Source organism: Ochrobactrum sp. Marseille-Q0166, from assembly GCF_014397025.1.
Lineage (GTDB): Bacteria > Pseudomonadota > Alphaproteobacteria > Rhizobiales > Rhizobiaceae > Brucella.
Genome location: NZ_JACJUO010000002.1, coordinates 726,126 through 749,895 on the forward strand (window position 1 = coordinate 726,126; position 23,770 = coordinate 749,895).

The window sequence follows — 23,770 nt, forward strand, 5'->3', positions numbered from 1 at the left end:
CATGGCCCGTTACAACAAGATTTTCGCTGGCCCATTCACTGAGGCCACGCCACAGGTTCAGGAGGGTATTGCAGCCGCTGCAACGCTTCCAGGCCTTGCTGTCGTGTTCAACGGTACGGGCGGCTTTGCCATCGCAGGCGCTTCGACCAATGAAAAAGTTCTGATCGCTCAGGACAACTATCTCACGCTCAAGGGCGTAGATGATGCTTGGGCCGCAGGTGATCGCATGATCGGTATGGAAATGCTCGATGAGCAGTTCTTCAACGTCCGTGTACCAACTGGTCAGAACATCGCCAAGGGCGCCAAGCTCACCACGAACGCCACAGGGCGCTTTATCGTGGCCGCCGCTGACAGCCGCATCATCGCGATTGCGGAAGAAGCATTCAACAATACCTCTGGCTCTGATCAGCTCGTACGTGTCCGTGCGGCTAAGGGCCATCTGGCAGCAGCGTAAGGGAGCAACACCACATGCGCTATTTTTCTTCACAGCTCCTCAACACGTCGCGTATTCACGCCGGATGGTGGGATGAGGTATCGGCGGACCGTGAATGGTTCCACAACTCCGAAGATCAGCTTGCAGCAGTGCGTAATCAGGCAGCTATCCTGCCGCGTGATGCATGGCTTGAACTCGACGGCATCACCCGCCGCGTAATGCGCAACGATGAAGGTCAGGTCTATATGGCTGATCTGATGCCGTTGGCTAAGCCGGTGAACATCGGCAAGCTTGTCCACCTCAACCGTGTGTCGTCTGATGCTGGTACGGTCGTTCGCTCGCTCTCCGGTCAGGTTCCTGTCCCGCTCGACAAGGTAGTTTATGACTATCGCGGTTCGCCTGTGCCTATTTTCTCGACCGCTTATGGCCGTGAATGGCGTGAGTGGAATACCCTGCAGTCTGAAAACTTCGACGCTCTGTCGGACGATCAGGAAGCACACACCGCAAAAATCCGTCGCGATATGGCGCTCTATGCGCTTGACGGCGATGCTTCGATTACCGTGCAGGGTTATTCGGGTTACGGCATCCGCACGTCGCCATACTCCAAGGCAATCAACCTCGGTTCGGCTGCTGGCGGTGCGAATATCGATCTGACCACGGCTGGCAGTGATGAAATCGATAACCTCATCACTCAGACACTCGGCGCGATGCTGGACGCCAATCTGATAACCGGCGAGGTCAATCTGTACGTCTCGCCGGAAATCGGTCGCAACCTGGACAAGTCTTATTCGGGCTCGACAGGCTTCAAGGGCGGCACACTGCTTTCCTACCTGCTCACGAACCGCCGCATCAACAAGATCGCGGTCACGTATGAACTGACCGGCAACCAGTTCTTCGGCTTCGTGCCGAACGCTGACTATATCCGTCCGCTAATCGGCATGGCTGTGAACACCACGGCAAAGGTTCGTCTCAACCCGACCGACAACTACCAGTTCTTGGTCATGGGCGCGATGGGCCTTGAAATCCGTGCGGACTACAACGGCAAGTCAGGCGTGTTCTACAGCACTGTTGTCAACTGATGAAGTTGCCCCGCCATCGTGCGGGGCGCTCTCATCCGGAAAGGATCAAATCATGCGTGTGAAAATCACGAAACCCGGCATTTATGGTGCTCAGGGCGAAATTGCTGTTGGCACCGAACTGACGCTCAAGTCTGAGCCGAAGGGTTGGGAAGGCCGTTATGAAGTCATCGAAGGTGATGGCGCAGGCAAGACCGAAATCACCAATCGTGAAGAACTGAAGAAACAGGCCGATGATCTTGGCATTGAGTATGCCCGAAACATCACCGATGAAAAGCTTCAGGAACTGATTGACGCTAAACTGGCGGAATAAGAACATGGCGGGATACGGAACGGACGAACAGTTCACACAATGGCTGCTCGATAATGGCTATACGCTGCCAACTGACGCGCCGTCTCCCGCCGTCCTTCGCCAGCGTGGAAGTCAGTATATCGATGCGGTGTATGGGGATCGGTTTATCGGTCGCATAGCCACATTCGATCAGGAACGGGCGTGGCCGCGCATTGGTGCATCTTTGCGGGGTACAGCTATACCGACCGATGTCGTGCCGCAGGCGGTCATCTACGCCTCTTTCATCGCAGCGTATGAGGATGCAACAAACCCCGGCAGCCTAAGTGTCGTCGGGTCAGTCTCGGGCACGGTAACTCGTGAGAAGGTTGGGGAACTCGAAGTTCAGTACGCGGGGCCGCAGGCCGATGGTGCTGTATCGCTCACGCCGCTGATTTCAACGGTGGATGGGATGCTTGCGCCTTACCTGCGTGATCTGAACGCCTCATGCGTCTTCATCAGATCGGTTGGATGACATGGCAGGCTTCAACTACACGAAATCAGCCCAGACCGCTCTAAGGCTCATTGATAAGTTCGGGGCGGAAGCAACGCTTATCCGTGCGATGCCAGGTCAAGGCGGGACAGATTGGGAACCGGCGCCGCCGTTTGAAGCCAAGTATTCAGTCCGGTTTGCTCGCCTGCCTGCATCTTCATCGAAGACAGACAACTTCGGTATTCAGATCGATGAAAACCTCGTCATGCAGAAAATGCGCTTCGGCTACATGTCGGTGCAGATGACGCGGATCAGTGATGACGGCCCTGAGAGCATCATTCCGGGGCCTACAGACGTTCTGGAGTTCGCCGGGGAGGTATTCACTCTCCTTGGGTCGAACACACTCAGCCCGGCTGGTGTGCCGGTCTATCACGCGGTAGCTGGGAAGGTTTAGCCATGGCACGTCGCCCGTCTCGATCACTGACCCGCAAGTTTCATGATCTGACGGAAACATACGAGCCAAAGCTTCGGGATGCATTCTGTCAGGCAATGGATAACGTGACCGATGGCGCTGATTATCAGGCAGTCGTGCGGGCGTTGATTGCGAATGACATCGAAGCCGCCATGCGAGCGCTGAACATCAGTTCGGCTGCATTCCGTCCGTTCGATGTATCTGTCACGGAAGCATTCGAAGCGGCTGGACGTTCTGCCGTATCAGATATGCCGATCATTAGAGGACCATCAGGCGCCAAAATCGCATTCCGCTTTGATGTGCGTCACCCGGTCGTTGAACGCCGTCTACAGAGCCAGATAACAGGGCGCATTCAGGGAATGACCTCTGAAATGGAAGGCGTGGCGCGGGGTGTGCTTACTCAAGGGCTGGCAGAGGGGCGCAACCCACGCCGGACGGCATCTCGATTGATGGGCGTGATTAACCCAGCCACAGGCAAGCGGGAAGGCGGCTTGCTAACTCTCGCAAGCAATCAGGTTGATTGGGTAGATCGCGCCAGAGCCGAACTTGAGAGCGGAGACGCCGCAGCACTACGTCGCTTTCTCACAAGGACGCGCAGGGACAGGCGTTTCGACCGCGCAGTAGATAAAGCCATAAGCGGGAAGCAATCGCTCGCACAGGAGCAAATCGAGAAGATACTCAACCGCTATTCGGACAGGCTCTTACGGTCTCGCGCTGAAATGGTCGCCCGAACCGAGACAACAGAAGCTTTGAACAGTGGCAAGCGGTCTTCATATGCACAGATGGCTGATGAAACCGGCATGGACCCGAACGAAGCGACTAAAAAATGGATCGCCACACGGGACAACCGGACGCGTGATCAGCATGCAGCAATGAACGGCATGGAGATAACAGGCTTGGATACGCCTTTCACCATGCCAGACGGCTCACAGATGATGCACCCATGCGACAGCTCACTAGGGGCTGGCGCAAGTCAAACGGTTGGTTGTCGTTGCACGTTCTCGGTGCGGCTTAATTACATGGCGAGGGCAGCGTGAGCTTTTCATCTGAACTTCTCGCTTGGGTGGAGCGGACTAAGCGCCGACAGCAAGTCGTGTTTCAGACAGCCGTTCATTTCTTGGCTGAAGACATTCTTGAGAGAACGCCGGTCGATACCGGATACCTCAGAGGATCGTTTTCAGCGTCTATATCTGGACCTATTAGCGTTGGCGATGCCGGGCTAGGTCTTGGCGCCATTGGTTCAGCCAAGGCGACTGACACCATCTATCTTGGCTTTGGTGCCGTCTACGCGATGCGCATTGAATACGGCTTCGACGGTGAGGACAGTCTGGGCCGCTATTACTATCAGGATGGGGCAGGAATGGTTCGCCTTGCATGGCAGAACTGGCCCCAACACGTCGCTAAGGCAGCAGCGCAGACACGAAGCAGTTGGAAGGGCCAGACGGCCAGCGAGAAAGCACAGAAGGCAAACGCAGCATGACAACGCCAGATATCGACGCAAATGTCATGCGGGCTCTTTACACCCATCTAAGCCAGTGGACGCCGCCAGGTGGACAGACAATCGTCTACCCACTCCAAAAGTTCGAGCCGGGACAGTCGCCTTACATCAGGATCACATTGCTTCGGAACACACCGGCGCGGCTGACGATCAACAATGGCGGCATCCATCAGCTCCAAGGCATCTTGCAGGCTAACTTCGTCTATCCAGTGAATGCGAAGACCGTGGCAGAGCCTGTCATGATGGCTCACGCGGGAAGCCTTATCGAATATTTCAAATCCGGCACGACAATCCCTGTCAGTGGGAAGCGGATTGAAATCCCGCGAAGGCCGGAAATCGGAGCGATCTCCATCTCGGCTGACAGGGTGCAAGTGCCAGTTTCCATAGGCTGGCGGATTTTTGACTAACAGAAAACGAGGCTAACCATGGCACTCTTTGCAGTTGCAGATAGTAAGATTTTCATTGGTCCGCAGAAGGATGATCAGGCAACTGACTTCGTTCCAGCGGACTTCGCATCAATCGATCCTGAAGACTGGGTTGAAATCGACGGTTGGGAAACCTGCGGTCAGATCGGTGACAACGCTGCCGTTATCACTACAGCACTCATTAACCGTGGTCGCGACGTGAAGCAGAAGGGAACCAAGAACGCCGGTTCCATGCAGAACAACTTCGCGGTTATCCCCGGTGATGCTGGTCAGACTGCCTTCATTGCAGCGGCAGCAACGAACAAGAACTATGCGTTCAAGATCGAATGGTCATCAGGTGTCAAGAATGCATTCGTTGGTCTTGCTATGACCAATCAGCGACAGGGCGGTCAGGCAAACACGGTTGACCTCAGTCAGATGACTATCGAAGTCAATTCGAACGTCGTCACTCTCCCGTAACAGTCGGGATCAGTAACCAAATCAGCAGCGGGGCTTCGGCTCCGCTTTTCTTTTGTGGGAAAGGCTATCATGTTCGATCTATCGGAGATCAAAATCAATCTGGATGCAATGGAATGTGAAATCCGTCATCCAGCGACCGGCGAAGTGCTTAAGGGCAAAGATGGCCCGTTTGTCATCCTTCTGCACGGTCAGGACAGCGAGATATACAAGAATCACGCTCGTAAGCTTCTCAATGCGCGGATGAACGCTGGCAAGAAGAAGATGCGTGTCGAAGACATCGAGCGCGAAGCACTTGACCAGCTTGTCTCCCTCACTGTCGGGTGGAAAAATCTCTATTGGGCGAAAAAGCCACTCGAATACTCGGCGGATGAAGCCCGTAAGCTCTATTCGAACGGTGAATACAGTTGGCTACGTGAACAGGTCGAAACCTTCATCGCGGATCGTTCCAATTTTTTGCCGAAATCGCCGGAGAGCTAATAGCATTCGCGGAAGCTGCATTCACAAGGCCGGGTGCCGATATCGAAGACCTGCCCGAACTGCCTTCCGCGTTTCAGTATCTCTGGCGTTGGTACATGGACCTGTCAGACGGTCGGCATGCGTCAGGCTTCGCAGTATCCCCGATTTCATGGTCAGACATGAAGAACTATTCCGACATGATGGGTCTGGCGATCTATCCTTGGGAATATCGGGTGCTGCGGGACATTGATAAGGCTGTGATCATTGCGGTGCGGGAGAAAGCTGAACGGCAAAAGGCTGGAGAGCCTGAGCCTCAGCCCGTCGTTGAAGGCCACGTCATGACCCCGGAAATATTCGGGGCCATGTTTGGGAAGTAGGAGAATATAGTGGCAATCCCACGCCAGTTGGCAGTCATCGAAGAACTTTGGATTGATTTAGTCGAAGTGGACCAATCATCGTTGCGGGTCGCCATGGCGCCGAAACACGCTCCTAAGCATGAAGAATTTTACATTGAAATAGCAGCGTCAGGGGTTTGTATCGGGTTCGCCAGAATGCGGTTCTTAGCTTTCATGAAAGGCCGAGCGATTTATGAAGCCACTGAATTACATCCGGCAAACTATCGATCCCAGCTTTCAAGCCTTCCACTGTTGCCACTTTCGTCATCTCAGCTGGTAACGACTTGATCTGATCGATGAGCTTTTTCTTTACGGTCGGTTCAGCCGACGATTGCTCTACCTTCTTGATCAGCAACTCTTTGATTGTGTCTTCATGCAGCTTGACGGTGACGACGCCAAGAATTGCAGAAAGTCCTCCATCGTCTTGGAGGAAATCAAGGCCCTTCGCTGTGATGTTCGTCATGATCGGAGTGGTTGGACGGTTGATTAACGCTGTCTAGTTCGATCTCGTCAGACCGTGGTCATCTAAATAAGCCAGATTATAGGCGACTTCTGCTTCGCCAAAAGATCTGAAGAGAACTTCGGGGCTGATATCGGATGGGTATGTTTCAGACAGTTTGTTTAGAATTCCCAGCTGTATTTTTCGATCAAGCAATGTTGCCACCCCCGTTGTTAACCCGGCAAAACAATCCGAGTCGTGCTGGGGCGTCTAGGACAAGTAGTGGGGCCGAAGCCGCCTTTGATGCCATGATCATCGCTGACTTATTCGCGCAAGGTGCTTCAGCGTCTACGTGAGCTTCTGTAATGTGGGCGAACGTATGATCCATTCTTGCGGTAGTGTCCGCGAACGTATGTGGACCCTCCGAACGAACTATAGCCGCGCCGATACGTTGGAGCCCACCCGCTGTAGCCATCGTAGCCTCCAGAGCGAGACGCTGCGCTTCTGGCACCACATCTGCGCCCCGCAGCATCTAAGCTGTCGGGAGTAGGGCAATTGCCAGTATAAGTTCTGGTTGAATAACTTGGCGAGGAGGTGTCGTATGCAGATGCCGATAGCGTGGATGGAGAATTGAAAGCGTAGGATGGTTGTTGGATTAGTATATCTCCAGCATTATTACCGAATGCCACCACACCATGCTTGCCGTCCGAAGTTGTAACGTATCCTCGGCCCCCAAGCCCGTCAGGATTTCGCGTGACCACTGCCGTTCCATAGCGCCCATCGCTACACGTTACAGGAATGGATATGGTCGGCTTCAAATCAAGGGCGTCGTAATTGCCGCTGCATGACAGGGATTTGTCGGCAGTCGCCAATTGGAAATGTCCGCCAGATACGGCGGCGGTCGTAGTTCCCATTAAAGCTGTGCCGTCATCAAGCTTGACGGCAGCGGGTGTCGTATAGGTTCCGCAGCCAGCTAGTATTAGACATGCAAAAGTAAAAGCAAACTTGCTCATTCTCGCCCCTCAAATTCCCCGAGGGTAGATAAGCAAAAAGACTGAGAAGAGTCGATAGGGGCAATGCCGCTTTTAGTCTAATGCTATATTTATGGCGTAACGAATTGAAGAAGGGCGCTAGGCGCCCTTTTTCATAAGCTTGGTTCTCGTCGTGTAGGGTTTGCGAAACCGTCGTTTCGCGTTTCGCCTGCAATCTTCGCAAGATGCCCTTCAATCAATGCGAGGTATGCGATTAATCCGCAGGCGAGAGCGGCAACCAGTACGCCAAGTGCGGTTCCTATAATCAGGCTCAAAACGCCGCCATACGGATTTGAATAGCCTAGGTAAACGCCACAAGCGACGATGACGAACGCAATGGAAATGTTCAGGACTGATAGTGTTTCAGCGAGGAAGCGGTTCATTTGAATTCTTCCTTTGTGCCGTCTTGGTAGATGATTGACCAAACACAGGTCCGGTAGCCGATATCATCGGAATTTACCTGACCTAAAATCAGCAACCATGGCATCGTATACCTCTGAGAAACCAGATAGATAGGCTGCATGAGGGGCTACCCCACAATATGGCCAGCTTGCCTGTTCTTCCCGTGTATATAGCGTACCGGCCTTCATTCTATCGATCTGTGTTTCGTCCGACATGCTATCGATACGCTGCCCATCTACCGCAATTCTCCGCGGGGAGTTTTCGCAAGGGCTGTCAGCTGTAGGGCGTATTATTTTTGGCTTTCCGCCGGAGTATCTAACTATGTCGGATAGCTTGATGGTGTAACTGTTACCGATCAGAGTTTTGCCTAGATTGTCTACAGAAACGATGCAGTACGGTGACTTCTTGTTCTCGCCGAACGCATCGCTTCCTCCCTTATAGCAGGCATAAGTCCACTTTGACGAGGTAGCAGAAACGATTTGATAGAAGTCCTGCGGTTTGTTGTTGGAGCTTGCGGTATTGCTCGGAGGCGGGGTCTGGCAAGCGGAAGTGGCAAGTAAGAGGAATATGCCAATCGTTTTCTTGATCATCGTGTGATCCTGTTATGCAAATGTATACTTAGTAAACGCTTCAACGTCTTTTGGACCGCCCTTTATCAGAGCTTTTCGACCGTCTTTGAAGCGAACCGCCATAACTCGATCTTTCTTGTTGCCGCCGCCCAGAACGCCGGCAAGAAGGCCGAGAGGACCAAGTACGATAGCGCCAGCTGCGCCCCAGCCGACTTTTCCTAATATGGAAGCTTTGTTTTCTTCTGTGACCATATCGAAGTTAGCGATCTCAGAGAGTGGCACACGTTCATTACTGAATATGCCTTTCTGAAAAACAACTCCTTTGGGGCCAACTAAAACGTTGATCCCCTCTTTCCAGTCACCCGCGAGCACCTTCATTCAACCCTCCGCACAAAGATAGCGGCGGGAAGATAGCTCACGTCTCTATGAAAGGCAAAGCCATGGATGATCTCGCAACACTAGGCATCAAAGTCTCCTACGCCGATGTGCAGGGGGCTGTTGCTGCCTTGGACCAACTCGCAGAACGTGGCCCGAAAGTCGAGCGAGCAATAGAAGGTATAGGCAAAGCATCAAGAGGAGCAACCGCTGAAATTGGGTTACTCAAGACCGCAGCGGGTGCTTTGTTTGGTGGATTATCTGTCAAGTTGCTGATGGATACAGCTGATGCTTTCTCCGATATTTCTTCACGCGTTAACCTAGCCGCTGGATCAGTGGAAAAGGGCGGGGCGGTGATGGACCGTCTTTCGGAAATCGCACGTAATACATATTCCAGTCTATCGCAGACAGCTGAAGGCTATCTCGCCAACGCATCTACCATGCGAGAACTTGGCTATTCAACACAACAGGTGCTCGATTACACCTCGGCTTTGAACAATGCGTTTGTTGTCTCTGGCGCTAAGGGAGAACGTGCAGCACAGGTTCAAGATGCACTTGCGAAAGCCATGGCATCGGGGAAGCTTAGCGGACAGGACCTGAACACGGTAATCGAACGCGGCGGTGTTGTCGCAGAGCTACTAGCTGCAAGGTTCAATACAACGCAAGGCGGGTTACGCAAGCTTGGTGCAGAAGGAAAACTGACCGGCGATGTTCTTGTAGACACCCTTCTGAAAGCGATGCTCGACTTGGAGCAAAAAGCGGCAAGCATGCCAGCAACGATTGCTGATGGGTTCACATTGATTGGCAACTCGTTGCTTCAAGTTATTGGTATTTACGATCAAGCTGGAACCGTATCAGAAAGTTTTGCGGCGGGTTTGATATTTGTTGCCGACAATATGGAGCAGATAGCCATAGTCGGGGGAACTGCTGCTGCCGTTTACGGAGGAGTGTTTGTTGCATCTATGGCCGCAGCATTCTTAGCAACTAATGGTTTGACTGGAGCGGTTGAACTGCTTCGCGGAGCGCTTTTAAAAACATTGGTTGGTGCGTTCGTCGTAGCTCTTGGACAAATGGTCTACATGCTTGTCAAGGCTCGTGAGGCGACAGGTTCATGGGGAGCGGCTTTTGAAGTGCTCGGCGGTCGCCTGAACACGCTATGGGAAGGCGTAAAAGAGGGCTTCCGTGGACTGACGCTTTACATGGAAAGTCTTTGGTACGGTCTGATGCAAAAGCTCTACACGTCAACCGATGGCGTGGTTAAGGGCATGCTTCGTTTGTTCGGTATTGATGCGGGGACGGCGGAAGCGCTTGGAATGCAATATGCAGTTATGGGGGAGACGGCAGGGAAATATGCTTCTGACGCCTTCGCTAACTCTTTCCAGTTGTTCAAGGACGGAATGGCGTCTTTTGAGATGCCGACAGGTGATGTTGTTGACTTAAACGACAAACTCACCCGCCTGAACGTAGCCTCAAACGACAACGATAAGGCTGCAAAACGTCTCAAAAAGGCGTGGGATGATCTTCTCCGGACTGCAAAAGACCGTGTCGCCCAGATGGAGCTTGAGGCTCAACTGGTCGGCAAGAATGCGATTGAAGCCGATGTCCTGAGAATGAAGCTTGAAGCCTTGCAAGAGGCTGAAAAGAAGGGGCTGAAGCTTAAGCCTGAACAGATCGCCCAGCTTGACGCATTGGCGGACAAGTACGGCGAACTGGCAAGGAAAGTAGCCGAATATCAGCTGATGGAAGATGCCGCATTCGAGCGGCAGCAGATGTTCCGATCGCCTATTGATCAGCGCATTGCAGCCGACTTGAAACAAGCCGGCATCGAGATGGACAGCGCAGGCGGTCAAGCCTACGCGACCTTCGTTCGGACCACTGAACAGATCGGCATTGCTAAAGATGCTGTTCGGGATTTTGCCGGGACATTTGTATCAGACCTTCTGCAAGGGAAGTCAGCGCTTGAGGCCCTTGTGAATGCTTTGTCTCAATTGGCCGATAAACTCATTAGCATGGCTTTGGATCAGGCCATAAATTCTCTTTTTGGGAACCTCCTTGGCATAACTGGCGGTAGCGGTTTTGGGATGAACTTTTTCCCTGCAGCGCCATCCAGCGGAGGTATAGGCCTGTTTGCAAAAGGTGGCATTTCTGACCGTCCGGCGATTTTTGGTGAGGCAGGGCCGGAAGCGGCAGTGCCTCTTCCAGACGGCAGATCAATACCCGTCACCCTGTCAGGTCCAAGCAGCTCTGCAAATGAGCGCGGGCAGGGCGTTCACGTAACAATTGGCTGGGCAAAAGGGTCAGATGGAAACATTGCGCCAATCATCAAGGACGTTTCGCAGCAAACCTTTAAGCAGGGCATGCAACAGTACGAAAAGGGTGGCGCAGTTCGCACTGCTTCAAATTTGAGACAGGTTAGCATGAGAGGGATGGCAAAGTGAGTATCTACCTCCCAACTAACTTAGGCTACCAAGCTGGTCGACCACGCCTAAATAAGCCGGTTTCCATGTCTCGTTATGGAAATCGCGCAATCTCAATGATCCAAAATGGTGACGAGTGGTGGACGGTTAATATTGAAACACAACCACTTTATGATGAGCAACTAGCTGCCTTTGAAGGTTGGCTAGCGCAGGCAAAGAACGGACTGGAAACCGTAGTATATACAGTGCTTGGCAGACAGTCTGTTCCCTTGGCGTATTGGTCAGATCCCAATAACGCTGCGATAACGGGGAACCCAATGCTCACAGTGATCAATGGTAGTATTTTAACAATTAGCCCGGTTGTGGTCGGGCTTAAAATGAAGTCTGGCGATCTAATTGGGTTTTCAAATGGGGAGTATAACTTTTTTACACGCATCATCGCTGACGCAACCGCATCAAGTACTTTGCTTCAAGTTGTGGTTGAGCCGTTTCTGCCATCGTACATAACAATCGGTTCAACGGTTCGTCTCAAAGACGCAAAGATAAATACTCGCGTCGTTCCTGGTTCAACTGAGGTTGGAGAAGGGGTCATGCCGACAGTGAAGTTCCAGCTTATCGAGGTGCCGAAGTGAGTGCTTCACTTGACCTGAGAGACCCAGCAGTTATTTCGATGCTGAAGGCCGAATGCAAAAAAACCAATCACAACAGTTGTATGTTCGCCGGTAATGACCCCGGATGAAAGGTCAATGTGTGAAGAGCTTTGGGCTCATAATAATGGAGATAAATATGGAAAAGAAAGAAAAGGCGGAGTTATCTCCGCCAGTTGCTTTTTTGCGATCTGCGATGAAAAATGCACCGCTTTTCGACCCACGCGAAGATGATTACGCTGCTTTTGTTAGGCAGGTTTCTTCGCAAGCATCCGCGTGACGGTTTCGGCTATATTAGCCATTTCCCCGGCAGGCATTGCAATCGAAAAAAGTGCTTTGCCAAACGTTAACTGAAGGCGTGGTTCACCGCTTTCACGATCAAATTCCACAGCAGCGCCGGTTGGATATAGCACGGCGCCGCCTTCGGGAACTACATTGCCACTTTGCGCAGCCTGTTCAGACGTCTGCCAGAGAACTCGTGAGATGAATGCTGCTACTGTAGCAGATTGAATAGTTTCAGTTTTACCGTCGATATGGATTTGAACATCGCCATTAGGTGAGGCTTTAGTATCAATCATTCCCAAACTCCCGTTGTTAACGGGTGGCATCAAAACCGAGTCTCAACCAATAGTCGATTACACTTTCCTACAATTCGGAGGCTTCATGGCTTTCCCAACCCGTCTACAGCAACTCTTAAACGAGGGCAGAGGTAAGATTGCTTCTGCCGTCAAGTTTGAGTTTGGTACCGGAACCTATGGCTTTTTTTCTGGTAAGGGCAGCGTCGAATATGGTGGCCTGACCTATAACGGGAATACACTTATTGACGTCGAAGAGCCAACCTACGCGCTTGGTACAGCCGCCCAGCCAATAACAATGAAGCTTCCGGCAAAGTCTGATTTTGGATTGACGCCTGACAAGCTCGGCTTGATCGAGCAGGAAGATTACAAAAATCGACCTGTCACATTTTACGACTTCTATTTTGATCCTGACAACAATGCGTTCTTACACGCCGAACAGACGTTCTATGGTTACATGGACGTCATTGATCATCGGGAAGAGGGAGATGATATTTGGCTGGAAGGGCATATCGAGACAGGAGCGATTGATAACTTCCGAGAGGGGTATCGCTACGCATCCCATGAGGATCAACAGCTTGTTTCGCCTGGTGATATGTTCTTTGAATATGCTGCAAGGATTAAAAATGAATTCTTCAAAATTAAGTTTGGATAGGGTCGCTCAGTGGGACAGGGCGCTGGAGGATGTGGCCACCCTGCACATCCACACTCCTCCAGAATGGGGTGTATCTGACTGCCTGATGTGTGCTGCCGATGCAATAAAAGCTGTGACCAGCATCGATCCACTCTCAAAGTTTCGTGGGAAGTATCAGACTGAAGTCGGGGCAGCGCGCAAGATGCGACAGCATGGCTGTGAGAACGTCAAAGATGTGTTCGAGACCTATCTTGGTCTTGAGCGTGTTAATCGCCTCTCGGCGCGTCGTGGAGACGTTGGTGTGATGAAAATCAACGGTGAATACGTTGCTGGGTTCATTTGCGGATCTGGCTTTGCAGTCAAACAGCCTATTGGCCTGGCATTCTTTCCTGTGACGGAAATCGAACAAGCCTACAAGATTGGCTAATAGCAGGACCGACAATTTGCACGCTTAGAAGCCCGGTTCTCTGGGCTTTTTTTGTTGTGCCAAAATGAGGCTAATCAATGCCATTTCTAGCGCCAATCTTTACCGCTATAGGCGGAATTGTTTCGAGCGTTGCGGCATGGGCCGCAGCAAGCCCAATTTTGGCCGGTATTGCACAAACGGCTTTCGGCATTGCGCTGAAATATGCGGTCAACGCGCTTTTCCCACCCAAGACCCAGAGCCGTGCATCTGAGCTGGAAACGCAATATGGCGCAAACATTCCGCGCTCGGTCATTCTCGGTACGTGCGGCATTGAAGGGCATCATATCTACCGGAATAGTTATGGCTCTGGTGGCCGGCTTATCCAAGACGTGTTTGCTCTTGCGAGCTTTCGTATCACAGCCGTTCCGCGTGTTCGATACAACGGCGCATGGCGCGTGCTGGCTGAGCAAGATGCTGATGGTTATTGGCTGGTTCCGAACGAGGGCACGAGTGGCGATGACCATGACAACGTACGCGTCAAATTCTACTACGGAACTATGGATCAGCAGGCCGATGCGACACTGATCAATCGTGCGCGTCCCGCTGGCCGCTGGACCGCAAACCACCGTGGCGCAGGCGTTGCTTATGCGATTGTGTTCTCTGAATTGCGCAAAAACGGTGATGGCCTAACATCTCCGGCAAAACTCCTCTTTGAGGTCGTTGGCGCTCCTCTTTATGATTGGCGTAAGGACAGCACAGTCGGTGGATCTGGGCCTCATCGTTGGGATAATCAAAACACATGGGAATACAGCGATAATCCCGCCGTGCAACTCTACAATCTGGAACGTGGCTTCTTCAACGGCGCTCAACGTATGGTTGGTAAAGCAGTCCGTGCAAGCAGGCTTCCACTCGCTGAATATACGCAAGCCGCAAACATTTGCGATGAGTTGATGATTGACAACACAAAGCGCTATCGCTCAAGCGCAATTGTGAAGGATGGCCCAGGTGCAAACCACGATGCGAACCTCACGCCTATTCTTGAGGCAATGTGCGGATCGTGGGTTGAGCGTGTTGATGGAGAATTTCCGATTGCCGGTGCGCCACAGGCTATTGTCGCCACAATAACCGATGATGATATCAAGAAGGGTGCTCCGCTTCGGGTGAGTACCAAGCGCAAGCGGTCTGAACTGATTAACACCGTCGCTGCGTCTTATATCTCGGCAGATGATTTCTATGAAACGAAAGACGCCGCGACCCGCATCGACACAGGCGCTTTAGCAGAAGACCGCGAGACGCTTGCCAGTGCTATCCCGTATGGTGCTGTCACCGATCCTAAGCAGGTTGACCGTCTGGCAGATATTGCAATTCGGGGCGCTCGCTATCAGGCATCCGCCGAAATCACCGTTCATCCTAAGTTTCTTGATATGATCAAGGAAGGGCGGTGGCTTCGTTGGAACAGTGCGAAGTATGGCGACAGGACGTTTCAGGTTCTCACGCGCCAGCTCGGCGGAGTTAATACGGATGGTGCGCGTGATATCTCAATTGCGTTGCAGCAGATCAGCAACGGCGTATTCGATCCGACTGCGTATGAAACCAACCCTCCGAATATCGTGGTTGTTCCTCCGCCTCAGTATCTTGCTGAGGTCCAGAACTTCGACGTTATCCCGATCCTTGTCAAGGCAGACGGCGGTGGCCAGTTACCCGGTGCGCGGCTCCTTTGGGACACGATTGATGACATTTCCGTTGTTGGTGTCGATATCGAGTATTGGCCAGCCAATGACCCGACGCAGGTGTTTAAGCCGTTTGTTACCTGGGATGTTACTAACGTCATCCTTGTTGAAGGGCTGACATCGCTCACGGATTGGTTTGTTCGCACCCGACTTCGTGTTGATAACGGTCGCAACGTTGCATGGTCCACACCTAAGCCTTTCCACACTTTAAATGCACAAAGTGAACAGAACCCGATTGATTATAAGGGGCTTGCTGAAGACCTCAAAGGCTATCTGGGATGGATTGGTCCACAGATGCGCGAAATCATCCGTCAGGCGGAAGAACTGGCGACAAGAACGTCTGATAACCACAATGCCAATTATTCGGATATTCAGCGTCTCAGCCGCCAGCTTACAAGCACATTCGCTGATGCAAAGGCGCAGTGGGAAGAGGAAATTCTGGTCGCAACTGGCCCAAATAGCGTCATAGTTCAGCAACTGACGCAACAGAAAGCTGAAATAGACAGCAAGGCATCAGCTTCAGCTCTTAATGCTGTTACCAGTCGAGTTAGTGAAAACGAAGGTTCTATATCGTCACTTTCTCAGCAGTTGACACAGACGAATGCAGCAGTTGGCACTAAAGCAGATGCAAGTACGGTCGTCTTACTTCAAGATCGTGTCGAAGATATCGAGGGAGATGTTAGCGCGCAGTCGAACTTGATCGGCACTTTAACAACCCGCGTTAACGCCGTCAGCGCGAATGCTACTTTCCGAATGGCAAGTTCTGTCGCTCCGACTGGCTGGAATTCTCGTATTGGTATGCAGGTTGAAGGCGGAACGGTCGGCGACTGGAAAAGTGCAGGGTTGTTTCTTGATGCCAATGCATCAGGCGCTCGTATCGCGATGATCGCCGCTCAACTGGTGTTCTCAAACGGTGATGAGTATTTCAGGCCGTTCGTCATTCAAAATGGCATCATGTATGGCGATGCCTTTGTTATGGATTGGGCAAAAATCCAGAATGTTGAAATCACGTGGGCGCAGATTGGTACGGCTGTTGTCAATAATCTGATCGTCGGAACGAGCAACCTCGACTTCAACGCCGTCACGCGTTCCTATTCCAATTCTGGTTCCGCCTCAGCTGCCGGTGCTTTCGTCACATTGAACACGACAAGTGGCCAGGGAAATACAGCTCTCATAGATTGTCAATTTACCACTTCCTTCACGACGACTGGCGGTAGCAATACCGTTACGATCAGACTGGAAAACCTAACCACAAACACTGTGCTTCGTTCATTCACTCAACAGTATGGAAATGGGGGGCAGTCCTTTAACGGAAACTCAATGGCTATCGATAGCTCTGCCGTGGTTGGTCAAAATGTCTACAGACTAATGTTTGTATGGAATGGCACAGGAACCGGCAGCATTAACGCATCGGGCGCTTTGAAAGCCCTGATCTGGAACCGCTAATCATCAAAATCCAATCATTCGCACCGCATGAATACGCGGGGAGGTAACTCATGGCTGTATTGCCTGATTATGTCAGTGGCACCATTACACTCGCCAATGGCTCAACAAATGTGACCGGGTCAGGGACGGCGTTTCAACTCGCAGCTTTCAAGTCTGGTGACACACTTCAAATCCAGAACCTGACTGCGGTCATCGCTAGTGTGAACAGCGACACGTCACTGACGTTAACAGCACCGTGGACAGGAACAACACTGACGAATGCACCATACCGTGCTCGTTATCTCCCAGACGGCGCTCGTGTGACCGCGCAGACGACCACAATGATTGAGCTTCTTGGCAACGGCAATCTTCAATCCATCGCAGGTCTGACAGGTGCCGCCAACAAAGGAATTTATTTCACTGGTGCCGGAACAGCTGGGACTTTTGATCTGACGGAACTAGGCCGCGCTCTTTTGGCTCTAACCGGAACCAACGGGAATATTCCTGTCATGACGGGTTCGGGAGCGGTAGCTAGTCGGCCCATTGTTGGAACGGTTTCACAATCGGGCGGCGTTCCTACTGGCGGTATTGTGCAGTCAGGTACAAACGCCAACGGTACGTTTGTGAGATTTGCAGACGGAACTCAAATTTGCTGGCGCGTAAATTCAACTGCTTATGCGATGATAACAGGGCAAACAGGCGGCGGATTTAGGTCGGATGCGGTAAATTGGGCTTACCCTGCTTCCTTTATCGCCCAACCGGGTCTTTTGGCCCTTAACAACGGTGCCGTCCCCGGAGCAGCTGGCAGTGCATTTCCGTTCGTTGTTCCGGGTTTCGGTGGTGGCACTACAAGCGTCGTTTTTTACTTATTTAGCATGAACAACGCTGCTGTATCAGGGCTTTATTCTTTTGCGATAGGAAGGTGGTTCGCATGATCATTCATTTCTCTCCCGCGATGTCAGATGGCAGTATCACCCTGTCAAAGAACGGTGATGTTCTAACGGTCAACGGGGACGCTCTCGATTTCTCCGATTTACCTGAAGGCGGCGAATATCCAGCTGAGGCTATCGACAATGAATTTATCATCGGCGGAGTTAAGCGCGTGGATGGCAAGGTAAATATCACCATCCGCCTTCCTTATACTAATCCTAACCCGCCGCATTCGGTTGCTTTCCCTGCACCTCTAATCGTGGATCAGGACGGCGCAATTGCATTGCCGGAAGGCTTAGCTGCTGAGGTCCAAAATGCCGATTAATAAAGCCCTTCTTATCACTGCGGAAATGAAGCAGGCTGATGCGGTCAGCTCGGCTATCACTGGCTTTCGGATTGTTATCCAGCAACTGATAGATGAGAAAGCGAGTGAACGCCAGTATGACAGCGGCGCGACCTTGGCAAGTTACGTCAACTCGACAATTCCCGAATGGTCTGCCGAAGCTAAGGCCTTTGTCGCGTGGCGTGACGCGGTTTGGCTCTATGCACTGGCGGAATTGGACAAAGTGCAGAATGGCGAACGCGATCAGCCCAACGTTGCGGAATTCTTAGCTGAGTTGCCGGTTTTTGAGTGGCCTGAAGCTTAAACCCCGCCGCAAACAATTTCACCTTGTCGCACCGCCCTAAGGGCGGTTTTTTATTGCCACACATTATCCCCGTCACGCTGGCGCAGGGTAATGTGGTGGGGTGACAGTACTAATAATCTGAGGCCCTGCAATCGCGGGGCCTTTTCTTTTGCCGAAAGGAAACACCGTGAATATGAACCTTGGCGATACCCGTCTCTTGATTGAGGTTGGTCGAGAACGCGGACTATTGCGCAATCAAATGGCGTATGTGCTTGCGACTGCTTACCATGAAACGGCTAAGACAATGAAGCCGATCAACGAAATGGGCGGCGAGAAGTATCTTCGATCGAAGAAGTACTGGCCTTACATCGGTCGTGGCTATGTTCAAATCACTTGGAAGGTGAACTACGAAAAGGCTGGTAAGGTTCTGGGCGTGGACTTTGTGTCAAAGCCTGAATTGTTGCTCAAGCCTGAATATGCCGCGCCCATCATCATCGCTGGCATGGCCGAAGGCTGGTTCACTGGCAAGAAGCTTTCCGATTACATTACCCTGCAGAAGTCCGACTTCAAAGGCGCTCGACGGATCGTCAATGGAACCGACAAGGCCGATCTGATTGCAGGCTATGCGCGTGAGTACGACAAGGCATTGCTGGCAGAGGGCTATGGCGTTGATACCATCATCGAAGCCAAGCCGAACGATGTGTTGCCTGAGCCGGCTGTTGAAAAGCCAGTGTCCAAGTCTTCACGCTTTTGGACTTGGTTCAGTACCGGTGGCGGTGCTGCTGTAATGCCGTTTGTGGACTGGAAGGTGCAGCTCGTCATTGTGGCCGCAATCATTCTTATCGCAGCATATGCGATCTTCACGATGCCACAGGCCAAGGCCAAGCTTGAAAAGCTGGTGGATGCGATATGAGCGCAATCTGGGCCGTAATCCCCAACTGGTTGAAGATCGTCGCCGCCGCTGTTCTGGCGGTTTTTTTGTGTCTGGCGGTTGGATACGTCGCTGGAACCATCAAAGAGCGTCACCGGTCAGCATTGGCCGCAGCAGAAGCAACCGCAAAGGCAATCCAAAAGAGGGCGGATATAGATGAGGAAGTTATCAATATGGATGCTTACAGGCTTTGCCTTGAGCTTGGCGGGGTGCGCGAGCAATGCGACCAACTGCGCGGGCTGGAAGCCAGTAAGCGTTAAGCCTGACACGGCTCTCTACCTGTCCGCCAATGATTTGAAAGCCGGGCAGGGTATTGCAGGGCATAATGCGTTCGGGAAGTCGCGGGGGTGCTGGTAATGACTGATGCAGGGCAGGAGCGGGCATTAGGCCGTGTCGAGGGCAAGCTTGATCATATCATCAGGGATCAGGAGCAAGCCAGATCAGACCGGAAGCAGCAATATGAGCGCCAAGAGAAAACCGAACGTCTGCTTGAGGAAATGAGCAGGCAGATGAAAGGCATGAACCATCGTCTTGAAAAGGTCGAGGAACCAGTTGCCGACTTCAATCGCTGGAGGGAGCGTGGCGTTGGAGCGATCATGCTTGTGTCATTCGCAGCCGCATCACTCGGCGGATTATTTGCCACCTTTGGAAAGAAGATTTGGGCGTTGATGACGGGGTGAAAGGTGAGGGCGAGGAACGGGATTACTGAATGGTTTCAATATCGTTTTTGGGTCGTAGGTGAGGGGATTTAAGGACCCTCATATTGTTGTTATGTATTTGATTATATTAAACAAAATACGCAATTTTAAGGAGTTCGAATGGTGGGCGTAACAGGGATTGAACCTGTGACCCCTACAATGTCAATGTAGTGCTCTCCCGCTGAGCTATACGCCCATTCGATGTGGCGCATACACCATATAGCGTTGCGCCCGTCAATGCCCTTTTTCCAAGTTTTTTATTCTTTTTGTTGAATACCTTACTAAAGGCCGGCAAAGCCGCTGGTCGCCTTAGGCGGCGATCAGCATTTTTTCAATTTCGTTTACGAGATCGCGCAGGTGGAAAGGCTTGGAAAGCACTTTCGCATCGCGCGGGGCGTCCGAATCTGGATTAAGGGCGACTGCGGCAAAGCCCGTAATGAACATTATCTTCAGGTCAGGATCGATTTCGGTTGCGCGCCGCGCAAGCTCGATGCCATCCATTTCTGGCATGACGATATCGGTTAGCAGCAGCGAGAATGGCTCCTCACGCAGCCTCTCATAGGCGCTGGCACCGTTATCAAAATGAGTAACGTGATAGCCTGCCTTTTCCAGCGCCTTCACGAGGAAACGACGCATATCATTGTCGTCTTCAGCTAGCAGAATTCTTTTCATGGGTCCGTCCGAATTTCGCGCCGTCGATTTGTGCCTCCAGGCACAGATGGCGACTCAGTTTTCACACTAGAAAACGCTTTTTTGGTAAATATGAAATGAATGCTCTCGCAAATGTTAATTGTTATGGCCACTGTTTGGCAACAAGCTGTTATGTGTTACAGCTTTGCATCGTTTGAACAGTCTGCCAAGGGGAGGAAGGCTGGTTTTCAAATATTGGATATTGTACCTCGCCGGACTATTATAAGATACTGCTTTGAAAGCGTAATTATCTTATGATCGGTCGTCCAAAGGCAGTCGAGACGGGTTGAAGTATGAGTCTGGAACGTGATTTTCATCTGATGCCCCCTTTCGAGGTCTGCGCACCAGCGCAGCAGCGCATTCCTTTCGTTTTCAATTCTCCCCATAGCGGTCGAGTCTATCCCAAGTCGTTTCTCGAAGAATCACGGCTAAATTCGCTCGCCATTCGCTATTCCGAAGATTGCTACGTCGATGAGCTTTTTGCAGCCGTGCCGCGCCTTGGCGCGCCGCTGCTCAAGGCGCACTTTCCGCGCGCCTTTCTCGACGTGAACCGTGAGCCATACGAGCTTGATCCGCGCATGTTTGCGGAGCCTCTGCCGCCATATGTGAACAGCCAGTCGGCCCGTGTTGCGGGTGGGCTGGGCACTGTGCCGCGTCTGGTCGGCGAAGGACAGCTGATTTATCCTGGCCGTATATCACTTGGAGAGGCTTATTATCGTATTGAGGAGCTCTATAAGCCCTATCATCGTGCGCTGGATGGTCTGCTCCAGTCGACGCATGAGCGGTTCGGCTATTCGGTTCTGATTGATTGCCACTCAATGCCGGGCGGCACGCGCTCCGGCGATGTTGGCGGCCGGCCTGATTTCATCATTGGCGATCGTTTCGGCAGATCCTGCAGTGAGCAGCTGACACAGGCGGCAATAGAGTTACTGAGGAGTCTCGGTTATACAGTGGCGCACAACAAGCCCTATGCGGGTGGTTTTATCACCGAGCATTATGGCAGGCCCGCAGCTGCCTGCTATGCGCTGCAGATTGAGATCAACCGCAGTCTTTATATGAATGAGGAGACGTTGCAGAAGCTTGTCGGCTTCGATGCGCTATGTGCCGATCTCTATCAGTTCCTGAGCGATCTCACGTCCTTGCCGGATGAACTTCTGGTCGTACCGCCGCTCGCAGCAGAGTAGCCGTCTGGTGCTGCTCAGGACAGAAAATCCATCATCAACTGCATAAAAAAGAGCCGCGCTCCAAGAAGAAAGCGCGGCCAAAGACTAGGGAGGAAATGCCCCGAAAGGCACCGACAGGACAGCCTGTCTGACCTTTAAGCTACGCGTCAAAGCCTTATGCGTCAAGGATTTACGCATATTTTTTGTGCTAAAAAATAGTCAGCTCAAATTATGAGCAATATTAGCATGAGATGCACATCAATGCATCATTTTATGAAAACGGGAGATTGGGATTGCTGATCGATAAGGCATTTTTTTCCGAAGTCGCTTCGGTCGCCGCTGCTGAAACCTTGCCACGGTTTCGCCAGTTCAACGAGATCGACAACAAATATACTTCGGGATTTGATCCGGTCACGGAAGCCGACCGCGCTGCTGAACGTGCGATTCGTGCCGTGATCGGGCGCGAGTTTCCAGATCACGGCATTCTTGGCGAAGAATATGGCCCGGAAAATATCGACCGCAGTCATGTCTGGGTGATCGATCCCGTTGATGGCACCCGCGCTTTCATTTCCGGCCTGCCTGTATGGGGAACGCTGGTCGGTCTGACCGTCGATGGCGATGCAAAGGCTGGTATGATGTCTCAGCCTTTCACGGGTGAGCTGTTTTACGGTGACGCCAATGGTTCATATCTGGTCCGCGAAGGTGCGGAACCACGTCGGCTTTCTGTGCGCGCTCAGGCAAAACTTGAAGATGCGACAATGTTCACCACCACCCCAGCGCTTTTCAAGGGCGATTTGCGCCATAGCTTTGACCGGCTGGAAAATGCGGTGCGTCTGTCGCGTTACGGCGTTGATTGCTATGCCTTTGCGATGCTGGCCAGCGGCTTTGCCGATATCGTCGTGGAAGCGGGCCTTCAGCCTTATGATATCGTGGCGCTTATTCCAATCATCGAGCAGGCGGGTGGTGTTATAACACAGCGCGATGGTGGCCCGGCAGAAAAAGGCGGTGATGTTGTTGCCGCAGCTTCACCGGCGCTGCACAAGGCCGCTCTTGATTTGCTGAACAGCTGATCGTCAGGCTTTGTCTGGATTTGCAGGCTCTATGCTCTCTGGAAGCGCTTCAATTTCCGACGTACCGGGAATGAACGCATCAAAGGCGGCAAGAGCCTGCTCCCGGTAGAAATCGGCTTCCTGAAGCAATTCATGGCGCGCCCCGTCGATGACGACGAGGGAGACGTTGCGCGCGCTGGCAGCAAAACGTTCTATGGCTGTGGTCGAGACGACCTTGTCCGCACCTGCAGCGATAACCAGTACAGGCACCGTCGGCCCATCATAGAAGCCGGGCTGGTAAATACGCGCAGCCGCAGCAAGCGCATTGCCGATCCAGTTGATTGTCGGCCCGCCAAGCGCCAGTTCCGGATGTTTTCGGACCACCGCCATATTGCGTTCAAATCGTGCCGGATCATTGGTGAGCGGGTTGTTTTCAAAGGGCCTTTCACCGCGTACGCGTCCACCGGCGGCATAATTTCGGCCCATTCCCAGCCAGCGCAAGGCGGTTGCTATGCGGCGCATTTTGTTGTCGCCGGATTGTGATGGACGTAATCCCATCAACGGCGCGCACAGCACGATACGGGTCACGCGCGATGCCAGTTTGTGAATCGAAGAATAGGTAATCAGAGCGCCTGCCGAATGCGCCAGCACATAGAAGGGGGGCGGACAATCAGGCAGCACAATCTCGGTCAGAAACTGATCGAGATCGTCGGTATAGTCACCGAAATTCCGAACATAGCCGCGCAGTCGGTCTTTGAGCAGCCGTTGCGAACCACCTTGGCCCCGCCAGTCGAGCGTTGCGACCGTGAACCCGCGTGTGGCCAGATCCGAGATGGTTTCAAAGTATTTTTCGATAAACTCATTGCGGCCCTGCAGCAGAATGATGGTGCCGCGCGACGGTTTTGTTTCGGGCCTCATGATGGCGTAGCGCAGATTTATGCCATCCTTCGACGTAAGCTGTCCCGATGTCGTCCCTGCGGGAATGGGGTTCGCGTCGGTTTCAAAAAGAAGTTCTGACATGATAGCATTTCCAGCAAAAGTGCGAAGCGGCTTTGCGT

32 protein-coding genes and 1 tRNA gene are annotated in these 23,770 nt (G+C 52.3%); 25 read left to right on the forward strand and 8 right to left on the reverse strand.

Annotated features, from left to right (window positions below):
• Position 1: 1 nt before the first annotated feature.
• The 11 genes from H5024_RS14575 (at position 2) to H5024_RS14625 (ending at position 5,957) form a co-directional block, all read left to right on the forward strand.
• The gene (locus tag H5024_RS14575) at positions 2–454 is read left to right on the forward strand and encodes a hypothetical protein (RefSeq protein WP_187547891.1); all 453 of its coding nucleotides are present in this window, start codon (positions 2–4) and stop codon (positions 452–454) included.
• Between the two features lie 14 nt (positions 455–468).
• Positions 469–1,512 carry a major capsid protein gene (locus tag H5024_RS14580; RefSeq protein WP_187547892.1) on the forward strand — a complete coding sequence of 348 codons (1,044 nt, stop codon included), beginning with the start codon at positions 469–471 and terminating at the stop codon, positions 1,510–1,512.
• 52 nt (positions 1,513–1,564) lie between these two features.
• Positions 1,565–1,822: a hypothetical protein gene (locus tag H5024_RS14585; RefSeq protein WP_187548702.1), complete on the forward strand. Its 258-nt coding sequence runs from the start codon at positions 1,565–1,567 to the stop codon at positions 1,820–1,822.
• Positions 1,823–1,826: 4 nt separating this feature from the next.
• Positions 1,827–2,312: a DnaT-like ssDNA-binding protein gene (locus H5024_RS14590; protein ID WP_187547893.1), complete on the forward strand. Its 486-nt coding sequence runs from the start codon at positions 1,827–1,829 to the stop codon at positions 2,310–2,312.
• Between the two features lies 1 nt (position 2,313).
• On the forward strand, positions 2,314–2,724 hold the full coding sequence (locus H5024_RS14595) for a hypothetical protein (RefSeq protein WP_187547894.1): 411 nt from the start codon (positions 2,314–2,316) through the stop codon (positions 2,722–2,724).
• A 2-nt stretch (positions 2,725–2,726) separates the two neighbouring features.
• On the forward strand, positions 2,727–3,779 hold the full coding sequence (locus H5024_RS14600; protein ID WP_187547895.1) for a phage minor head protein: 1,053 nt from the start codon (positions 2,727–2,729) through the stop codon (positions 3,777–3,779).
• Positions 3,776–4,222 carry an HK97 gp10 family phage protein gene (locus H5024_RS14605; protein WP_187547896.1) on the forward strand — a complete coding sequence of 149 codons (447 nt, stop codon included), beginning with the start codon at positions 3,776–3,778 and terminating at the stop codon, positions 4,220–4,222. The genes H5024_RS14600 and H5024_RS14605 overlap by 4 nt, the downstream gene beginning before the upstream one ends.
• The gene (locus H5024_RS14610; RefSeq protein ID WP_187547897.1) at positions 4,219–4,647 is read left to right on the forward strand and encodes a phage tail terminator-like protein; all 429 of its coding nucleotides are present in this window, start codon (positions 4,219–4,221) and stop codon (positions 4,645–4,647) included. Before H5024_RS14605 ends, H5024_RS14610 begins: the two co-directional genes overlap by 4 nt.
• A gap of 18 nt (positions 4,648–4,665) precedes the next feature.
• Positions 4,666–5,124 (forward strand): hypothetical protein, encoded by a 459-nt coding sequence (locus H5024_RS14615; RefSeq protein ID WP_187547898.1) that lies wholly within the window; start codon positions 4,666–4,668, stop codon positions 5,122–5,124.
• A 69-nt stretch (positions 5,125–5,193) separates the two neighbouring features.
• Complete coding sequence (locus tag H5024_RS14620; protein WP_187547899.1) at positions 5,194–5,601, forward strand: hypothetical protein; 408 nt, start codon at positions 5,194–5,196, stop codon at positions 5,599–5,601.
• Positions 5,602–5,696: 95 nt separating this feature from the next.
• Positions 5,697–5,957: a hypothetical protein gene (locus H5024_RS14625; RefSeq protein WP_187547900.1), complete on the forward strand. Its 261-nt coding sequence runs from the start codon at positions 5,697–5,699 to the stop codon at positions 5,955–5,957.
• 190 nt (positions 5,958–6,147) lie between these two features.
• On the opposite strand, the gene H5024_RS14630 is transcribed toward H5024_RS14625, so the two are convergent.
• The 4 genes from H5024_RS14630 to H5024_RS14645 form a co-directional block, all read right to left on the reverse strand.
• On the reverse strand, positions 6,148–6,438 hold the full coding sequence (locus tag H5024_RS14630) for a hypothetical protein (RefSeq protein WP_187547901.1): 291 nt from the start codon (positions 6,436–6,438) through the stop codon (positions 6,148–6,150).
• Positions 6,439–7,558: 1,120 nt separating this feature from the next.
• The gene (locus H5024_RS14635; RefSeq protein ID WP_187547902.1) at positions 7,559–7,828 is read right to left on the reverse strand and encodes a hypothetical protein; all 270 of its coding nucleotides are present in this window, start codon (positions 7,826–7,828) and stop codon (positions 7,559–7,561) included.
• A gap of 63 nt (positions 7,829–7,891) precedes the next feature.
• Positions 7,892–8,437: a hypothetical protein gene (locus H5024_RS14640; protein ID WP_187547903.1), complete on the reverse strand. Its 546-nt coding sequence runs from the start codon at positions 8,435–8,437 to the stop codon at positions 7,892–7,894.
• A 12-nt stretch (positions 8,438–8,449) separates the two neighbouring features.
• Positions 8,450–8,794: a hypothetical protein gene (locus H5024_RS14645; protein ID WP_187547904.1), complete on the reverse strand. Its 345-nt coding sequence runs from the start codon at positions 8,792–8,794 to the stop codon at positions 8,450–8,452.
• Positions 8,795–8,856: 62 nt separating this feature from the next.
• Between H5024_RS14645 and H5024_RS14650 the strand changes: the two genes are divergently transcribed.
• From H5024_RS14650 to H5024_RS14660, 3 genes are all read left to right on the forward strand, one after another.
• Positions 8,857–11,229, forward strand: a complete 2,373-nt coding sequence (locus H5024_RS14650) for a tape measure protein (protein ID WP_187547905.1) — start codon at positions 8,857–8,859, stop codon at positions 11,227–11,229.
• Complete coding sequence (locus H5024_RS14655) at positions 11,226–11,840, forward strand: hypothetical protein (protein WP_187547906.1); 615 nt, start codon at positions 11,226–11,228, stop codon at positions 11,838–11,840. The genes H5024_RS14650 and H5024_RS14655 overlap by 4 nt, the downstream gene beginning before the upstream one ends.
• Positions 11,841–11,994: 154 nt before the next feature.
• Entirely contained in the window at positions 11,995–12,135 is a 141-nt protein-coding gene (locus H5024_RS14660) for a hypothetical protein (protein ID WP_187547907.1), read from the forward strand.
• On the opposite strand, the gene H5024_RS14665 is transcribed toward H5024_RS14660, so the two are convergent.
• Positions 12,104–12,433 carry a hypothetical protein gene (locus H5024_RS14665; RefSeq protein ID WP_187547908.1) on the reverse strand — a complete coding sequence of 110 codons (330 nt, stop codon included), beginning with the start codon at positions 12,431–12,433 and terminating at the stop codon, positions 12,104–12,106. The two genes, H5024_RS14660 and H5024_RS14665, sit on opposite strands and share 32 nt — an antisense overlap.
• An 85-nt stretch (positions 12,434–12,518) precedes the next feature.
• Between H5024_RS14665 and H5024_RS14670 the strand changes: the two genes are divergently transcribed.
• The 9 genes from H5024_RS14670 (at position 12,519) to H5024_RS14710 (ending at position 19,792) form a co-directional block, all read left to right on the forward strand.
• Positions 12,519–13,085 carry a hypothetical protein gene (locus H5024_RS14670; RefSeq protein ID WP_187547909.1) on the forward strand — a complete coding sequence of 189 codons (567 nt, stop codon included), beginning with the start codon at positions 12,519–12,521 and terminating at the stop codon, positions 13,083–13,085.
• Positions 13,057–13,491 (forward strand): hypothetical protein, encoded by a 435-nt coding sequence (locus tag H5024_RS14675; RefSeq protein WP_187547910.1) that lies wholly within the window; start codon positions 13,057–13,059, stop codon positions 13,489–13,491. The genes H5024_RS14670 and H5024_RS14675 overlap by 29 nt, the downstream gene beginning before the upstream one ends.
• 77 nt (positions 13,492–13,568) lie before the next feature.
• Positions 13,569–16,646 (forward strand): hypothetical protein, encoded by a 3,078-nt coding sequence (locus tag H5024_RS14680; RefSeq protein WP_187547911.1) that lies wholly within the window; start codon positions 13,569–13,571, stop codon positions 16,644–16,646.
• A gap of 50 nt (positions 16,647–16,696) precedes the next feature.
• The gene (locus tag H5024_RS14685) at positions 16,697–17,560 is read left to right on the forward strand and encodes a hypothetical protein (protein WP_187547912.1); all 864 of its coding nucleotides are present in this window, start codon (positions 16,697–16,699) and stop codon (positions 17,558–17,560) included.
• Entirely contained in the window at positions 17,557–17,880 is a 324-nt protein-coding gene (locus H5024_RS14690) for a hypothetical protein (RefSeq protein ID WP_187547913.1), read from the forward strand. The genes H5024_RS14685 and H5024_RS14690 overlap by 4 nt, the downstream gene beginning before the upstream one ends.
• Complete coding sequence (locus H5024_RS14695; RefSeq protein ID WP_210309702.1) at positions 17,870–18,202, forward strand: hypothetical protein; 333 nt, start codon at positions 17,870–17,872, stop codon at positions 18,200–18,202. The genes H5024_RS14690 and H5024_RS14695 overlap by 11 nt, the downstream gene beginning before the upstream one ends.
• A 172-nt stretch (positions 18,203–18,374) precedes the next feature.
• Entirely contained in the window at positions 18,375–19,094 is a 720-nt protein-coding gene (locus tag H5024_RS14700; RefSeq protein WP_187548637.1) for a glycoside hydrolase family 19 protein, read from the forward strand.
• Positions 19,091–19,372 (forward strand): hypothetical protein, encoded by a 282-nt coding sequence (locus tag H5024_RS14705; protein ID WP_187548703.1) that lies wholly within the window; start codon positions 19,091–19,093, stop codon positions 19,370–19,372. Before H5024_RS14700 ends, H5024_RS14705 begins: the two co-directional genes overlap by 4 nt.
• A 96-nt stretch (positions 19,373–19,468) precedes the next feature.
• Positions 19,469–19,792 carry a DUF1515 family protein gene (locus H5024_RS14710; protein ID WP_187547914.1) on the forward strand — a complete coding sequence of 108 codons (324 nt, stop codon included), beginning with the start codon at positions 19,469–19,471 and terminating at the stop codon, positions 19,790–19,792.
• A gap of 139 nt (positions 19,793–19,931) precedes the next feature.
• Here the strand turns inward: H5024_RS14710 and H5024_RS14715 are convergent.
• Both H5024_RS14715 and H5024_RS14720 read right to left on the reverse strand, forming a co-directional pair.
• Positions 19,932–20,006: transfer RNA gene (locus tag H5024_RS14715), tRNA-Val, on the reverse strand.
• 113 nt (positions 20,007–20,119) lie between these two features.
• The gene (locus H5024_RS14720; protein ID WP_007877205.1) at positions 20,120–20,482 is read right to left on the reverse strand and encodes a response regulator; all 363 of its coding nucleotides are present in this window, start codon (positions 20,480–20,482) and stop codon (positions 20,120–20,122) included.
• 311 nt (positions 20,483–20,793) lie between these two features.
• Here H5024_RS14720 and H5024_RS14725 point away from each other — a divergent pair, with 311 nt between their 5' ends.
• On the forward strand, positions 20,794–21,684 hold the full coding sequence (locus H5024_RS14725; protein ID WP_187547915.1) for an N-formylglutamate amidohydrolase: 891 nt from the start codon (positions 20,794–20,796) through the stop codon (positions 21,682–21,684).
• A gap of 272 nt (positions 21,685–21,956) precedes the next feature.
• On the forward strand, positions 21,957–22,733 hold the full coding sequence (gene hisN / locus H5024_RS14730; RefSeq protein ID WP_187547916.1) for a histidinol-phosphatase: 777 nt from the start codon (positions 21,957–21,959) through the stop codon (positions 22,731–22,733).
• Between the two features lie 3 nt (positions 22,734–22,736).
• Here hisN and H5024_RS14735 read toward each other — a convergent pair whose 3' ends face one another.
• Entirely contained in the window at positions 22,737–23,732 is a 996-nt protein-coding gene (locus H5024_RS14735; protein ID WP_187547917.1) for an alpha/beta hydrolase, read from the reverse strand.
• Positions 23,733–23,770: the final 38 nt, after the last annotated feature.

Excerpts from the sequence above, each read along its gene's own strand:
- H5024_RS14575 (WP_187547891.1), top strand. The coding sequence starts at position 2 with ATGGCCCGTTACAACAAGATTTTCGCTGGCCCATTCACTGAGGCCACG.
- H5024_RS14600 (WP_187547895.1), top strand. The coding sequence starts at position 2,727 with ATGGCACGTCGCCCGTCTCGATCACTGACCCGCAAGTTTCATGATCTG.
- H5024_RS14590 (WP_187547893.1), top strand. The coding sequence starts at position 1,827 with ATGGCGGGATACGGAACGGACGAACAGTTCACACAATGGCTGCTCGAT.
- H5024_RS14735 (WP_187547917.1), bottom strand. The coding sequence starts at position 23,732 with ATGTCAGAACTTCTTTTTGAAACCGACGCGAACCCCATTCCCGCAGGG.
- H5024_RS14640 (WP_187547903.1), bottom strand. The coding sequence starts at position 8,437 with ATGATCAAGAAAACGATTGGCATATTCCTCTTACTTGCCACTTCCGCT.
- H5024_RS14720 (WP_007877205.1), bottom strand. The coding sequence starts at position 20,482 with ATGAAAAGAATTCTGCTAGCTGAAGACGACAATGATATGCGTCGTTTC.
- H5024_RS14690 (WP_187547913.1), top strand. The coding sequence starts at position 17,557 with ATGATCATTCATTTCTCTCCCGCGATGTCAGATGGCAGTATCACCCTG.
- H5024_RS14610 (WP_187547897.1), top strand. The coding sequence starts at position 4,219 with ATGACAACGCCAGATATCGACGCAAATGTCATGCGGGCTCTTTACACC.
- H5024_RS14620 (WP_187547899.1), top strand. The coding sequence starts at position 5,194 with ATGTTCGATCTATCGGAGATCAAAATCAATCTGGATGCAATGGAATGT.
- H5024_RS14595 (WP_187547894.1), top strand. The coding sequence starts at position 2,314 with ATGGCAGGCTTCAACTACACGAAATCAGCCCAGACCGCTCTAAGGCTC.
- H5024_RS14670 (WP_187547909.1), top strand. The coding sequence starts at position 12,519 with ATGGCTTTCCCAACCCGTCTACAGCAACTCTTAAACGAGGGCAGAGGT.
- H5024_RS14580 (WP_187547892.1), top strand. The coding sequence starts at position 469 with ATGCGCTATTTTTCTTCACAGCTCCTCAACACGTCGCGTATTCACGCC.
- H5024_RS14685 (WP_187547912.1), top strand. The coding sequence starts at position 16,697 with ATGGCTGTATTGCCTGATTATGTCAGTGGCACCATTACACTCGCCAAT.
- H5024_RS14710 (WP_187547914.1), top strand. The coding sequence starts at position 19,469 with ATGACTGATGCAGGGCAGGAGCGGGCATTAGGCCGTGTCGAGGGCAAG.
- H5024_RS14675 (WP_187547910.1), top strand. The coding sequence starts at position 13,057 with ATGAATTCTTCAAAATTAAGTTTGGATAGGGTCGCTCAGTGGGACAGG.
- H5024_RS14665 (WP_187547908.1), bottom strand. The coding sequence starts at position 12,433 with ATGATTGATACTAAAGCCTCACCTAATGGCGATGTTCAAATCCATATC.
- H5024_RS14630 (WP_187547901.1), bottom strand. The coding sequence starts at position 6,438 with ATGACGAACATCACAGCGAAGGGCCTTGATTTCCTCCAAGACGATGGA.
- H5024_RS14585 (WP_187548702.1), top strand. The coding sequence starts at position 1,565 with ATGCGTGTGAAAATCACGAAACCCGGCATTTATGGTGCTCAGGGCGAA.
- H5024_RS14725 (WP_187547915.1), top strand. The coding sequence starts at position 20,794 with ATGAGTCTGGAACGTGATTTTCATCTGATGCCCCCTTTCGAGGTCTGC.
- H5024_RS14615 (WP_187547898.1), top strand. The coding sequence starts at position 4,666 with ATGGCACTCTTTGCAGTTGCAGATAGTAAGATTTTCATTGGTCCGCAG.
- H5024_RS14650 (WP_187547905.1), top strand. The coding sequence starts at position 8,857 with ATGGATGATCTCGCAACACTAGGCATCAAAGTCTCCTACGCCGATGTG.
- H5024_RS14680 (WP_187547911.1), top strand. The coding sequence starts at position 13,569 with ATGCCATTTCTAGCGCCAATCTTTACCGCTATAGGCGGAATTGTTTCG.
- H5024_RS14700 (WP_187548637.1), top strand. The coding sequence starts at position 18,375 with ATGAACCTTGGCGATACCCGTCTCTTGATTGAGGTTGGTCGAGAACGC.
- H5024_RS14645 (WP_187547904.1), bottom strand. The coding sequence starts at position 8,794 with ATGAAGGTGCTCGCGGGTGACTGGAAAGAGGGGATCAACGTTTTAGTT.
- H5024_RS14625 (WP_187547900.1), top strand. The coding sequence starts at position 5,697 with ATGGACCTGTCAGACGGTCGGCATGCGTCAGGCTTCGCAGTATCCCCG.
- H5024_RS14635 (WP_187547902.1), bottom strand. The coding sequence starts at position 7,828 with ATGAACCGCTTCCTCGCTGAAACACTATCAGTCCTGAACATTTCCATT.
- H5024_RS14660 (WP_187547907.1), top strand. The coding sequence starts at position 11,995 with ATGGAAAAGAAAGAAAAGGCGGAGTTATCTCCGCCAGTTGCTTTTTTG.
- H5024_RS14705 (WP_187548703.1), top strand. The coding sequence starts at position 19,091 with ATGAGCGCAATCTGGGCCGTAATCCCCAACTGGTTGAAGATCGTCGCC.
- H5024_RS14695 (WP_210309702.1), top strand. The coding sequence starts at position 17,870 with ATGCCGATTAATAAAGCCCTTCTTATCACTGCGGAAATGAAGCAGGCT.